Source organism: Flavobacterium sp. GSB-24 (assembly GCF_027924665.1).
Taxonomy (GTDB): Bacteria; Bacteroidota; Bacteroidia; order Flavobacteriales; family Flavobacteriaceae; genus Flavobacterium.
The window spans coordinates 1138324-1151419 of record NZ_AP027043.1 but is presented as its reverse complement, the minus strand read 5'-3'; the positions used below and the strand labels follow the sequence as shown (position 1 = coordinate 1151419).

Below are 13096 nucleotides of genomic sequence, written 5' to 3'. Positions count from 1 at the left end.
CCTTTGTACTTATATTTCTCTGTTCCATAGGAACATTTCGTCGGTAGAAAAATTATATCGTTGCGATATTTTACGTTCCGTAGGAACGTTTGATACATTTAGATTATAAAAATGACAACAAAATCAAACGTTCCTATGGAACGTAAATGCGACTGAACATTATATTTTTTACCGACGAAACATTTAATTACATACTTATTATATACTTATTACCTTTTGCTGGGCATTACTTGCAATTGCAGCTTCTATAACCTGCATCACTTTTACACCATCTTCTGCAGTAACAGGTTCCTTTTTATCGTTTACGATAGAATCATAAACTCCATCAAAAAAACTAAAATAATTACCTTGAAGTGTCGGGATTTTTTCTCTTACTATTTTACCATCAATTTCTGTGTGTAAAAGTCCTTGGAGATTTGCGTCTTCTGTTCCCCAGGATTCTAAATTTGGCTTTTTTCCGATTTTTAAATCATCTTCCTGAACATCTCCTCGAGGTTTTAAGAAAGAGCCTTTTTTACCGTGAATCGTATATGCTGGATTGGCTTCTCTCACAAAAAAACCTGCTTTTAATCTTACTCTGAAATTAGAATAAAACAATGTCAAATCGATCCAGTCGTCTACAACAGAATTTTCTCTGGTTACTCGAATATCTCCAAATACCGATTTCGGACAGCCAAATAAACTCACCGCTTGATCTATTAAATGCGGACCTAAATCTTTTAAAACTCCAGCACCGTCATTTGCCGTTTCTTTATGTGCCTTCGGGCTCAATAAAGGATTATAGCGGTCAAAATGAAATTCTGCTTCTATCAAATCGCCTAAAACTCCTTCGTCGATAATTTTCTTGATTGTTTTAAAGTCACTGTCCCATCTTCTGTTTTGAAACACGGCTAATTTCAATCCCTTTTCTTTTGCGATTGCTGCCAGTTCTTTTGCCTCCGCAACTGTTGTTGTAAAAGCCTTTTCTACAACTGCATGTTTACCTGCCAAAAGGACTTTTTTAGCATATTCATAATGTGTTCCTACAGGGGTATTTACAATTACTAAATCTACATCGTCGTTTAATAATTCTTCTATCGAAGCGTAACTTTTAACGTATGGATAATCTTCTTGGATTAACTTTTTGCTTCTTTCCCAAGAACCTAATAATTCAAATCCTTCGTGAATATCTAGAAACGGTGCGTGAAAAACTTTTCCCGACATTCCGTATGATAAAAGTGCTGTTTTTATTTTTTGCATGTTATTTTTAGTTTTTTGCCACAGATTAATGTGATTAAAAAGGATTTTTTTTGCCGCGAATTTCACGAATTTACACAAATCGTTGCTTTACAAGTTTAAAATAATTCCTGAAATTCGTATCGAAAAACATTAAAAAGAAATCATTTTAATCTTTGAAATCTGTAGCTAATAAATTTTAAATCTTAGCTCGTTCGTATTGTTTTGGACATTGAATTTCGCTGTCTAATTCTTTAGCGAAATCTAAAGGCAAATTCGGATTTCTCAAAGATTCTCTGGCGAATAAAATTAAATCGGCTTGACCGTTTTTTAGTATTTCTTCGGCTTGTCTGGCTTCGGTAATTAAACCAACTGCTCCAGTTGAAACATTAGCTTCTTTTTTTACTTTTTCGGCAAAAGGAACTTGATAACCTGGACCAAGCGTAATTTTTTGATACGAAACCAATCCACCTGATGAAACGTCGATTAAATCTACTCCTTTTTCTTTTAATATTTTTGAAAGCTGTACAGATTCTTCAGGATTCCATCCGTTTTCTGCCCAGTCAGTTGCTGATATTCTAACAAATAATGGTAAATCAGATGGCCATTCGGTTTGAACTGCTTCTACAATTTCTAAAGTAAAACGAATTCTATTTTCAAAACTTCCTCCATATTCATCTGTTCTCACATTTGTCAATGGAGATAAAAACTGATGCAGCAAATATCCGTGCGCGCCATGAATTTCTAAAACCTTATATCCCGCTTCTACTACTCTTTTGGTTGCTGCTTTAAAATCTGAAATTACTTTTTGGATTCCGTTTTTATCCAAAGCTTCTGGAAAAAATGGTTCGTCATCATGATACGGAATCGCACTTGCAGAAACGGTCTGCCATCCGCCTTGAGCGAAATCTAATTTTTTATTGCCAAGCCACGGAGCCGAAACACTTGCTTTTCGTCCCGCATGCGCCAATTGAATTCCCGGAATTGAATTTTGAGAAATAATGAATTGGTTGATTTGCTTCAATTTTTCGATATGTTCGTCTTTCCAAATTCCAAGATCTGAAGGAGAAATCCTTGCCTCTGGAGAAACTGCAGTCGCTTCCTGAATAATTAATCCAGCACCTCCAGTCGCTCGACTTCCTAGATGAACCAAATGCCAATCGTTTGCAAAACCGTCTTCTGCAGAATATTGACACATTGGAGAAATTGCAATTCTATTCTTTAATGTAATTTTTTTTATAGTTAATGGAGAAAATAATTGTGAAGCCATAATTGTAACTTTTGAAGATTTTATGCTACCAATTGAAAATGACAGCAGTTTAAAAAGTAAAGTTACGGCATCTTGTTAAAACGTGAAATTGAAATGTTTATTAATTAACAAACATTTAAACCAAATTCTATTCAATATTATTTATCGCAAACAATTCTTTCTCAATTTCTGAATATTGGCTTTTTTCAAACTGAGTAATGTTCTTATTTTGAAGTAGAAAAATTTTGCCACAATCCCTGTAAAGTATCTCTAAAATATGCGAAGAAATAAAAATAATACTCTTTTTTGAAAGTGCTCTAATATGGTTCATCAACAAATAATTTGATTCTAAATCGAGACCGTTAAAAGGTTCGTCTAAAATATAAATTGAAAACTCTTTTTGAAAAACGGCATTCAGATACGTTTTCTTTTTCATTCCTGTAGAAAACTCGCGTATTAATTGATTACTTGGAACTTCAAATATTTGTTCCGTGTTTTTTCTTTTTACATCTACTAAATGGGCATAAAAATCGTAAAATTCGACCGCAGTAAGTTCTCCATAAATTGGAGGATCTGTTGGAACCCAGCCTGCATTTTGCAGTACTACTTTTTCTTCATTAATGGAACAGCTTCCATTAAACTTTTCTAAACCTAAAATACATTTAAAAAGTGTTGTTTTACCTTGACCGTTTTTACCAATAACACCATAAATTCCAGGTTGATCAATACTGATATTAATGTTTTCTAATATTGATTTGTCTTTATATTTTTTCTGATCAATAATAATCTTCAGCATGTTTTTAATTCGTTTAAGTTTTGAATCGTTTTTTTATAAATAAAAGGTGTTGCCAACAATGGAACTCCAAATAAAAAAATACTTGAAGCTATAAAAAGAGTAAAGAAAATCTGCTGTAAATAATTGTTATTAAAATAGATATACTTGAACAGAAGATTTAAAAGAGGAACAATAAATATAAAAATGAGAAATATTAATTTCTCCCACTGCAATAAGAAACACAATGTTAGAGCTACTGGAAGCACTAAATAAGCAGTATTAATAATTGAATTTTTAAACTGAAAAATCAAGTATTTTTTGGCACTAAAAGGATTCTGTTTTATTTCTTCTATTGTTTCTCTTTCAAAGGATGGAATGCAGGTTATTAAAGACAAACCTAAAAAAACCGCATACAATAGATTTTGATTTTTACTGTTTACCGCCATAAAAATAATGGTAATCAAAATTGGAAGAATATAAATCAGCTTGTATTTTCTAAACGAGATATGCCAGTAGATATTAAATGTATCAAAAGGATATTTAATGATTTTTAAATTGAATTTAGGAGCATTGATTAATAGAATCTTAAACAAAATAATTGCTGCGATAAAAATAAATTCATTCTTTAATAAGAGTACTAAATAAAATGGAGATGAATAAATAAGGTATTCTATAAATAGAATTAATTTATAATTTTTTTTCATTTTTAGAAGCTCTACATCTAACCTCTGCAAATGATAAACCACTATCTCCAAGAAAAGGAGGGGAACATAACTCCTGAACTTTTCGAAGTTTTTATAAATTAAAAATGCGCTGACAAAATGGATTGCTATAATTAGAAATACTGCCAGATTATCATCTTTAGAAACTAATTTTCTAAAACGAACCAAAAACAAATAATGTAAGATTGTTCTCAATATTTTTTTTCCGAAATTTACTGTTTTTTATTTATAACCAAAGAATAAAAGCTCATTTTACAAATACTTGCCGAAGATATTTGTAACAAATAATCAAAAATGTTACTAACAAACGAACAATATTTACTTTATTGAAAAGTAAGGTCAATTATTAACAAACATTTAAAACCTTAAACATTATCTTGCGGTCTTAAATTAAATAAGAAAACGCTACTTTTGTGCGTTAAATACGAACTAAAAATAAAAAATGGATATAGTTATCAAACTCTCTCAATTTCTATTGAGTTTATCTTTACTTATTATTCTTCATGAATTAGGGCATTTTATCCCTGCAAAATTGTTTAAAACAAGAGTCGAAAAATTTTATTTGTTTTTTGATGTTAAATATTCACTTTTCAAAAAGAAAATAGGAGAAACAGAATATGGTATCGGATGGCTTCCGCTTGGAGGTTATGTGAAAATTTCTGGAATGATTGATGAAAGTATGGACAAAGAGCAAATGGCTCTGCCTCCACAGCCTTGGGAATTTCGTACTAAACCAGCTTGGCAGCGTTTAATTATTATGCTTGGCGGCGTTACTGTAAACTTTATTCTGGCTTTTATTATTTATATCGGAATGGCTTTTGCCTACGGAGATACTTATATTGCTAATGCCGATTTAAAGGATGGTGTTGCAATTGAAAATCCTGCTATGATTAAAGCTGGTTTTAAAACTGGCGATAAAATTATTTCTATTGACGGAAAAGCTGTAGAAAATTACGACAGTGATATGAACATGAATGTTATCATGGCAAAACATGTTTTAATTGAAAGAGACGGAAAACAGCAGACTATAACAATGCCGACTGATTTTGTAGACCAACTTTCTAAAACAGAAAAAGGACTTCTTATTGGTATTCGTACTCCTTTTGCAATTGGTAAAGTTGCGGAAGAATCTCCTAATCAAAACTTAAAACCAAAAGACTTGGTTCTTTCTTTAAATGGACAAAAGATTAAATACTTTGATGAAGCTAAAACAGTTTTAGAAGCTAATAAAGGCAAATCAATTCCAGCTGTTGTTTTACGTGATTTAAAAGAAACTCCAATTACCTTAAAAGTTAATAACGAAGGAAAACTAGGTGTGGTTGCAGGAGGTTTAGACATGAAATCATTAGAAAAACTAGGTTACTATAAAATCAGTACTAAAGAATATGGTTTCTTCGAATCTATTCCGGTTGGTCTTGAAAAAGGTAAAGATCAATTAGTAGGTTACGGAAAACAATTGAAAATGATTTTTAATCCAGAAACTAAAGCTTACAAACAAGTTGGCGGTTTTGCAGCAATTTTCAATATTTTCCCTACTTCTTGGAGCTGGGAAGTATTTTGGTCAATCACGGCTTTATTGTCAATTATGCTTGGAGTTATGAATTTATTGCCAATTCCAGCACTTGACGGTGGTCACGTAATGTTTTTATTGTATGAAATGATCAGCGGTAAAAAACCAAGTGATAAATTCCTAGAGAATGCGCAAATGGTTGGTTTTGTTTTACTTATTTCACTATTACTATTTGCTAACGGAAACGACATTTACAAAGCAATTGTAGGCAAGTAAAAATATTTAATAAAAAGAGTGAAAATGTTTTTGAGAAACTAAAAATAGTTTTATATTTGCACTCGCTAAAAAGAGCAACAACTTCCTCCTTAGCTCAGTTGGTTAGAGCATCTGACTGTTAATCAGAGGGTCCTTGGTTCGAGCCCAAGAGGGGGAGCAACTTTTTTTAGCAAACATATTTACCTTTAAGGTGATTCCTCCTTAGCTCAGTTGGTTAGAGCATCTGACTGTTAATCAGAGGGTCCTTGGTTCGAGCCCAAGAGGGGGAGCTTAAAAAAAAGACGATCAATTTGATCGTCTTTTTTTTTGTCAAATTCCAAAGTTTAAAAAATTCCAAATTCCAATACTTTAGGACTGATTATTTTAATAGTAAAGGCGCAGGGTTTTACGCAAAAAGCGCCAATTTTGTCATTTCGACCAAAGGAAGAAATCACGCAAGAAACTACACAATTTAAATTGCCAATCTATGTCGACAAACCATTGATCTCTGGCCCCTCGAGATGACAAACAAGATATCTAATAACATGCTTGATTTTTTGATTTATGTAAACCATTTTGTTTAAATTATCAAATTAACATAGCCTTTGGTTTCAACTGTTCACCTTTTTTTTAATATTGATTTTCAAAATCTATAAAATTAGATCTAATTAACCTTTGCGCTTTTTCTTAGTGTCTTTGCGGTTAAAATCTGCGGCTAACAAAATCTACTTCACTACCAAGGTCTCGCTTTTAAATCGTTTCATCAACAAATCAGCTTTTTCGATTTGGTTGACTGATTTTAAAGACTGGGCGTATCTGTAATAATAAATAACATCTGGATCTTTAACGAGATTAAACAATTGCTCATAATATCCTGCCGCTGTATTAAAGTTTCCTTCGAAGTAAAGTCGATCCGCAACCTTTTGAAGCATTTCTGGAGATTTATATCCTTTTTCCAGCACTCTTTCATAAGTTCTCGTTACATCTACTTTGACATATTTTTCAGGCTCAGCTGGAACTTTAACCACAACTGGCTCTGAATAGGCTGTTATACTTTCAATAGAAACTTCAGGCTGTGTCATACTTGCTCCTTTTTGTTTTCGCTTGACATATCTCGGAATAATAGTTCTAGTATTATTTGGTCCTAAATCGTTGGTATAAACCATATCCAATTTAGTTACCTCATAAGTTGTAATTCTGCCTCCAAAAAGTTTATTGATTCTCTCTTCTACATAATATGATTTTATAACATAATCACTGTTTGAAGCAAGATTGTCGGTTAAAATTATAGTTTTTCCGTTAGCGGAAGATCCCTGGGCATTTGCAGTTTGTTGTGCAAAGCAATTAAGAGATACTATTATTAAAAATGCGCTTAAAAACGCTTCGAGCTTTTTCATAAATATTCAATAAAATTAATGGATCGCCTTAAAATTTTATTAAATATATGCCATTCAAGCCGTTACGATTAATATTCTCCGCAAATAACTAGAAAAAACGTTGAAGCGCTTCTTTTCTTTTAAGTGTTCCTGATTAGGGAAAAAGGTTCCTTAAATTGTTTATAGGAAAAATGGCTTAATGAAAAATATATAATTAATCAATAAAAAAAGCGCCGCAATTTTCATTGCAGCGCTTTCCTATTTATTTAAAAACTCAGAGTAATTAAACCCCCAACTTCTTAGCAATCTCAGTTGGAATTCCTCCTTTGTTTACTAATAATGCTGTAGTTTTATATTTTACGAAGTTCTTAGTTACAAACAAGAAACCTTTGTAGTCGTTTGTTTCTCCCCAAGAATTTTTTACGATATAGTATTCTTTTCCAGTTTGATCTTTTGCTAAACCAATAATGTGCATTCCGTGGTCGTCTGTTGTTGCGTAGTTATCAAACGCAGCCTGACGCATTTCTGGAGTAATTTCTGGTTCTGCTTTTGGTCCGTTAAACATGTCTGCTTTTTCTTCAGCCGTCATATCGTCGAATTTTTTAGATGCAACATAAGCTACACCATTTTTCCAGCTGAAGCTTTTCTCGCTAACATCTGTTGCCCAAGCTACAGTATATCCTTTTTTCAAAGCATTGTCTATAACATCTGTCATATCGTTTACTTTTACGTTGTAAACTTGATCCAATGACCAGTTGTCTGGCACCATCATTGTAGTTTTTTGATAGTACGGAGATGTTGTGAAAGATGACATTTCTACATAATCATCTGGGTTAATTCCAACCACTTCTTTTGCAAAAGATTGCGGCGTATAGTTTTTTCCTTTGTAATTGAAGTTATCAGGCACTTTTCCTAAATAAGAATCAATAACTGCTGTGTAAGCTTTTTGCCAGTTTGGTGTCAATTCTCCGTTCGGGTTTTTAACAACAGCTGCCAAAACTCCTTCGATTAGAGCAGCCATTTCTCCAAATTTATTTTTATCTGTTCCGTAGTTTAATCCTGTGTAAACTTCTCTAGGAACAGTTCCGTATTTTTTGTACATATTTATTACATCGTGCAAAGCTCCTCCGTCTCCAAGGGTAATTGCTCCGTGCATACGAACATAATTTACACCTTTGTCAACATATACATTTCTTGCAGAGTAAATTTGAGATAATTCTACTGGCTGTTTTCCTAAACGAATCATTTCCGACTCTAAGAATGAGTTTGTTGAATAACTCCAGCAAGTTCCAGATGAACCTTGAGTTTTTACTGAGGTTGTACCTAAGTTAATTACTTCTGTAAATTTAAAGTTCTCTTTACTTTTGTCGCTAGCGTTTAGTTTAAGTGAATTTACTAACACGTCTTGCGCAAAACAGCCTGCTGTTCCAGCTAAAAATACTGAAGCTGCAAACACTGATTTGAATGAAAATGTATTCATAATTTATGTTTAAAGTTTAATAAAATTAGTCTCTAATGTTTCTAATTTGTTACAAAACAATTAAATATTATAGAATTTGTGTAATGTTTAATTGTTAATGTTTTCTTAATGAATATAATTATTAGGTTATTTACGACAAAAAGCCTCAATAATGCAATATTGAGGCTTTTCAAAATTATTTTTTTATAAATCAACTTCTTACAAGTTTTTTGCTTTTAATTTATCGCAACCAATTACTTCCAAAAACGATATAGTAAGCCCAATCTTCTGGTCCTTTTGCAACGTCAACACCCATTCTGAGTTTAAACTTTCTGGCCAGTAAATATCTGAAACCTGTTCCGTAACTATAAACAACTGGTTTTGCAAAAGCATCGTCCCAATCGTTAAAAGCACTTGCTAGACCTCCATAACCCATTATACTCCATCGTCGGTAAAAATCCCATCTTAATTCGGCTTCTGTTACAATACTTGTTTTTCCTTGGTATCGTGCGGCTGGAATTCCTCTTAAATTAATTCCCGGCAAAAGATAAAAAGGCGGGTTACCAAACGCCTGTTCCCCTTCAATCCTCAGCCCGCCGATTAATTTTTTAGTTAAGGGATAAAATCCAATTGCAGATAAATTGACGCGCCAGGCATCATAATCACTTCCTAAAATATTATCTGACCAGAAGAAATCTGATTGAAGCCTAATTCCTTTATCTGGTGTAAAAATATTATCACGTCCGTCGAATTGCACTGCTAATCCGAGCTGGCTTATGGTACTTTTAATATCTTTTGGATCTACAAATGGCGGGGGAAGATTAACATCAGGCAGGTTTATTTTAGAATTTAAAAAAAGATATTGTGGTCCTGCACTCCATTTTGGATTATTAAACTGCTTGAGCCATTGTGTATAAAAAATAGTAGATTTAAAATTGAGTTTAAATTCCTGATCTGGCAGATTTGGTCTGTTGTTAGCATAAAATGATAAATTCATATCGCCATAGCCAGCCATAACTCTGTATAATATTTTGGGTTTAATAAGCGTTCCTGAACGAAAAGCCCCAACCATCCAGCTTTTATTTCCTGTATACATCCCGATTCCGCCCGTGATATCTGGATTTATAAAACGCTTTTTACCATTTTCGTCTACAATTGGTGCATGTTTTTTTAAGAAAACAGGCACGATTGCACCTCCAATTCCTCCTAAAGCTGGTTCTGTAATTACGGTTGGAACGACCAGAAATCCGTGTGCGTAAATAATATAATCACTTAAATCAAACGCTCCGTCTAGAGAATCTTTTGCACTTATATGCTGTTTTTGTGCATTTATAACATTAAATGACAATAGAAATCCAAGCAAGAATAGGATAATTTTTGGTGGTGTTTTTTTGTTTTTCATATAAAGAAGCTGAATCGTTTTACATTTAAAAATTACCGTATTCTTAAAGTTCCGAAATCTCTTAATTACTTTTTCTTGAACTCGAAAACATGTGCCAGCGTAATGAAGAAGGTATTTCCTTGAAATCTATTTACAGCGTTAACTTCTCCAATCCATCTCAATCCTGCAGAAGTCATACAGCCAATATGAAGGTAATTAATCTCAGCGCCAAGTCCGCCGACATGATCTTTATCTGGCTCAAGCAATAGGCTTCCTACTGGAATTTTATCATCAGAAACTTTGTATTGGAAATAATAAATTAAACCTGCATTTAATATTCCTTTTGGTGCTGTTTTTTCAGCATTCATACAATAAAAAGTTTTCCCGAGACCTCCTTCAACACTAAGGATATCACCTGTTTTGATATCGGTATCTTTTTTCTTTCCATTAATTTCGTAAGAGGCTAATGCTGAAAAATGAAATGTTTTTTTATCATTAAAGAACAAAGTTGTTCCTGCTGAAAACTCATTCATAAACATTCCTAAACCGCTGTTATTACTTCCGCCAAGTTCATATTTTCCTGTTGGAAGATACATTTGGTAAGTAAAAATAAAATCGGCTCTTTTGTTATGCCAGCCCAGCTGAATGGGCTGTACATACATATCTGTAAACGCAAAATCACTTTTTGAATCGATATAACTTCCTTGAATAGTATTAGAAGCACCTGCTAATAAAATAGTTGCACCATAATTGGCCCCCAGAATTTTAAAGTCGCTTACATAAGAGGCTCCTGCCCCAGTTATAAACATAGTCAAATCTGGATTGCCAATTTTGTCCCCGTCACCATTCCTTAACGAAGATGCCGTATAAATATAACCTGGAATATATACTGCTAAAGTATTTTCTGGAGCTTGAGTTCCTGATTGAAGTCCCATGGCGCCAAGAATATGTCCTCCTTTTAATTGTGCCGTGCTGTGAAAGGAAATGGCTAATGATATAATGGTGAAAATTGATTGTAATGCTTTTTTCGAATTACTAATTTTTGCTTTCATATCGAAATGTTTTAAAATTAATTAAGACTTTACGAGCGCTAATCATAACTGATTTTATACAACAGCTATTTCTTATTTAAAATAGTAAGCACTTGTACGATCAGGATTTATTCTAATGGTTTTAAAATATTCTGATGGTGATTTCCCAGTATGCTTTATAAATGCTCTAAAACAGGTTGTACGGGATTTAAAACCAGAATCCCAAGCCATTCCTTCTAGAGACAAATCTTTCCATTCTGGATCGTTTATTTTATCTTTAAAATATTCTATCCTTTTGAGGTTTACATAATCCTGAAAATGAAGTCCAAATTCAGAATTAATTAAATTGGATAAATGGTGAACAGATATTCCTGTTTCATCAGACAAGTCTCTGATTACAAAATCTTTCTTTAAAAAAAGCTTTTTAGCATTTAAAACATAATCTAGTTTTAATAAATAATCTTCTTTTTTCTCGGGTGTTAACTCATATGTTATGAGAAGATTATTCTTGATTTCTTTTGATTTTACAGCAACCGTATTGTCGCTTATAAAATCGAATGTTTCTTCTTCATCATGAAAAATTTGAGGTTTGAAATAAAGCCATCCCACAGTAAAAAACAAAACTGATGAAATTAAGAAATAGCAGGAAATGTCTACAACATCAATTTTTCTTAACAGAAAGTGATGAACAAAAAGCGCAGAAAATAAAAACAAAATCATAAGATTGTAAATCTTGATCCAGTTGATTACTTTAATTCGATGAAATTGATCTCCTTTAAATTTTTTCAGATCATAGTTTAAAATCAACATGGTTTGAAAAAAGACATAGGACAGCCAAATCGTCAAGGCTAAAATAGAAAATGGATTTTTGATTTTGATTGCAATATAATGTGCCGCTTTTAGATTGGTAAAACTTCCAACGTATGCAAAAAGTGTCAATACAAAATAAATAACAAAAGGCAGAAAATGAAGCCAATCGTATTTCCTGATTCTTTTATTGAGAGATAAAATGTTTCTAACATATAAATAAGAACAAGGGGCAGCTAAAAAAATAAACGATTTTGTAATAGTGAATAGTTCTGGAAAGTTTTTAATGGTATTGGCAGACAGATAAAAATTGTAAATACTTACCACTGCAAGACTCAGCAAAAACATTCCTAAAAAGAAACTTTTTGAATAGTTTTTTTTGGAAAAAAGCACCATAATTGAGGTAGCCAGACCTGCAATTGTGGCTATAAAAAAGAAGAGTGAAAGTAATATATCGATCATTTTTTTTAAGGTTAATTAGCATTATTTCTCTTAAAAATGCGAAAGGGAGCATTCAAATAGAAGCTTCGAGCCTGCCTCAATTGACAGGCACAAAGCTGTACTATTGATTATTTACTTTTTAGCTGATCCTGGAGGAAAATCAGCAAGTATTTTTTTGATAGCACCATTTATAAATTCTTCGGGATTATCTGGTTTACTGTCAATTTCAGCATTTCCAATTCCCTGCCAAAGCAGTTTTTGACTTTTAGTAGAGACAATATCAATTACCAATGAACCATCGACATAATCGTAGGTATTGAATGTTGTATTGGCTCCTCCCATCATAGCGCCGCCGCCCCAATATCCGTACGGACGATACATACCGCCGTATCCATAAAAATCTGTGTTTGCACTTACAGAAGTTTTATTTTTTAATATCGAAACTGCATTTACTTTTAAATCAGGATTACTAGATTCTGTAAAGCCTTTAGCAAGCATTTCGTTTCGAATAGCTTTTGTTACACGATCAACATTTAGTTGATTAACTTGGCCTTGCTGTGCTTTTAAATCATAAACCGCAAAGGTTTTATATTCGCCAAAGTTGGCAGAATGATCATAATCTGATGTGACTTTTACAGTTGGAGAACAGCTGTAAATTAATCCCAAAAACAATACTGGGAGTATACGAAGATTTGTTCTTTTAATCATTTTTGTAGTATTTAAATTGTTAATTAAATTATTTTTAACTAGAATGTATTAAAAACTTAAAATCTTGAATAGAAGGGCTTAGAATGGCTAAATACGACCTAAATACACACAAGTATCTACTAAACAATTACTTAGCTTACTCTCAAAGATAAATCATTTTATTTAAT

At 32.6% G+C, this 13096-nt stretch carries 11 protein-coding genes and 2 tRNA genes; 3 read left to right on the top strand and 10 right to left on the bottom strand.

Translation table 11 applies throughout. The annotated features are described in order from the left end of the window. Positions 1-198: 198 nt before the first annotated feature. The 4 genes from QMG60_RS05245 to QMG60_RS05230 form a co-directional block, all read right to left on the bottom strand. The gene (locus tag QMG60_RS05245) at positions 199-1239 is read right to left on the bottom strand and encodes a Gfo/Idh/MocA family oxidoreductase (protein ID WP_281867113.1); all 1041 of its coding nucleotides are present in this window, start codon (positions 1237-1239) and stop codon (positions 199-201) included. A gap of 175 nt (positions 1240-1414) precedes the next feature. Continuing rightward, positions 1415-2485 (bottom strand): NADH:flavin oxidoreductase/NADH oxidase, encoded by a 1071-nt coding sequence (locus tag QMG60_RS05240; protein WP_281867112.1) that lies wholly within the window; start codon positions 2483-2485, stop codon positions 1415-1417. Positions 2486-2612: 127 nt separating this feature from the next. Further along, positions 2613-3260 (bottom strand): ABC transporter ATP-binding protein, encoded by a 648-nt coding sequence (locus tag QMG60_RS05235; protein ID WP_281867111.1) that lies wholly within the window; start codon positions 3258-3260, stop codon positions 2613-2615. Beyond that, positions 3254-3943, bottom strand: a complete 690-nt coding sequence (locus QMG60_RS05230) for a hypothetical protein (protein WP_281867110.1) — start codon at positions 3941-3943, stop codon at positions 3254-3256. The genes QMG60_RS05235 and QMG60_RS05230 overlap by 7 nt, the downstream gene beginning before the upstream one ends. A 460-nt stretch (positions 3944-4403) precedes the next feature. On the opposite strand from QMG60_RS05230, the gene rseP reads away from it, so the two are divergent. From rseP to QMG60_RS05215, 3 genes are all read left to right on the top strand, one after another. Continuing rightward, entirely contained in the window at positions 4404-5747 is a 1344-nt protein-coding gene (rseP, locus tag QMG60_RS05225) for an RIP metalloprotease RseP (protein WP_281867109.1), read from the top strand. Between the two features lie 83 nt (positions 5748-5830). Continuing rightward, positions 5831-5904, top strand: a tRNA-Asn gene (locus tag QMG60_RS05220). A gap of 38 nt (positions 5905-5942) precedes the next feature. Then, positions 5943-6016, top strand: a tRNA-Asn gene (locus tag QMG60_RS05215). 435 nt (positions 6017-6451) lie between these two features. On the opposite strand, the gene QMG60_RS05210 is transcribed toward QMG60_RS05215, so the two are convergent. The 6 genes from QMG60_RS05210 to QMG60_RS05185 all read right to left on the bottom strand — a co-directional run bounded on the left by QMG60_RS05210 (position 6452) and on the right by QMG60_RS05185 (position 12929). After that, entirely contained in the window at positions 6452-7123 is a 672-nt protein-coding gene (locus QMG60_RS05210) for a hypothetical protein (RefSeq protein WP_281867108.1), read from the bottom strand. A gap of 262 nt (positions 7124-7385) precedes the next feature. Next, on the bottom strand, positions 7386-8582 hold the full coding sequence (locus QMG60_RS05205; RefSeq protein ID WP_281867107.1) for a C1 family peptidase: 1197 nt from the start codon (positions 8580-8582) through the stop codon (positions 7386-7388). A gap of 220 nt (positions 8583-8802) precedes the next feature. Further along, entirely contained in the window at positions 8803-9963 is a 1161-nt protein-coding gene (locus tag QMG60_RS05200; protein WP_281867106.1) for a BamA/TamA family outer membrane protein, read from the bottom strand. A 65-nt stretch (positions 9964-10028) separates the two neighbouring features. Then, positions 10029-10994 (bottom strand): transporter, encoded by a 966-nt coding sequence (locus QMG60_RS05195; protein ID WP_281867105.1) that lies wholly within the window; start codon positions 10992-10994, stop codon positions 10029-10031. Positions 10995-11066: 72 nt separating this feature from the next. Further along, positions 11067-12242: a helix-turn-helix domain-containing protein gene (locus tag QMG60_RS05190; protein WP_281867104.1), complete on the bottom strand. Its 1176-nt coding sequence runs from the start codon at positions 12240-12242 to the stop codon at positions 11067-11069. A gap of 111 nt (positions 12243-12353) precedes the next feature. Then, positions 12354-12929 carry a DUF4136 domain-containing protein gene (locus QMG60_RS05185; RefSeq protein WP_057115586.1) on the bottom strand — a complete coding sequence of 192 codons (576 nt, stop codon included), beginning with the start codon at positions 12927-12929 and terminating at the stop codon, positions 12354-12356. Positions 12930-13096: the final 167 nt, after the last annotated feature.

Bases quoted from the DNA above. Each gene is read 5' to 3' on its own strand.
- QMG60_RS05235 (WP_281867111.1), bottom strand. From the start codon at position 3,260: ATGCTGAAGATTATTATTGATCAGAAAAAATATAAAGACAAATCAATA.
- QMG60_RS05210 (WP_281867108.1), bottom strand. From the start codon at position 7,123: ATGAAAAAGCTCGAAGCGTTTTTAAGCGCATTTTTAATAATAGTATCT.
- QMG60_RS05190 (WP_281867104.1), bottom strand. From the start codon at position 12,242: ATGATCGATATATTACTTTCACTCTTCTTTTTTATAGCCACAATTGCA.
- rseP (WP_281867109.1), top strand. From the start codon at position 4,404: ATGGATATAGTTATCAAACTCTCTCAATTTCTATTGAGTTTATCTTTA.
- QMG60_RS05230 (WP_281867110.1), bottom strand. From the start codon at position 3,943: ATGAAAAAAAATTATAAATTAATTCTATTTATAGAATACCTTATTTAT.
- QMG60_RS05195 (WP_281867105.1), bottom strand. From the start codon at position 10,994: ATGAAAGCAAAAATTAGTAATTCGAAAAAAGCATTACAATCAATTTTC.
- QMG60_RS05240 (WP_281867112.1), bottom strand. From the start codon at position 2,485: ATGGCTTCACAATTATTTTCTCCATTAACTATAAAAAAAATTACATTA.
- QMG60_RS05200 (WP_281867106.1), bottom strand. From the start codon at position 9,963: ATGAAAAACAAAAAAACACCACCAAAAATTATCCTATTCTTGCTTGGA.
- QMG60_RS05245 (WP_281867113.1), bottom strand. From the start codon at position 1,239: ATGCAAAAAATAAAAACAGCACTTTTATCATACGGAATGTCGGGAAAA.
- QMG60_RS05205 (WP_281867107.1), bottom strand. From the start codon at position 8,582: ATGAATACATTTTCATTCAAATCAGTGTTTGCAGCTTCAGTATTTTTA.
- QMG60_RS05185 (WP_057115586.1), bottom strand. From the start codon at position 12,929: ATGATTAAAAGAACAAATCTTCGTATACTCCCAGTATTGTTTTTGGGA.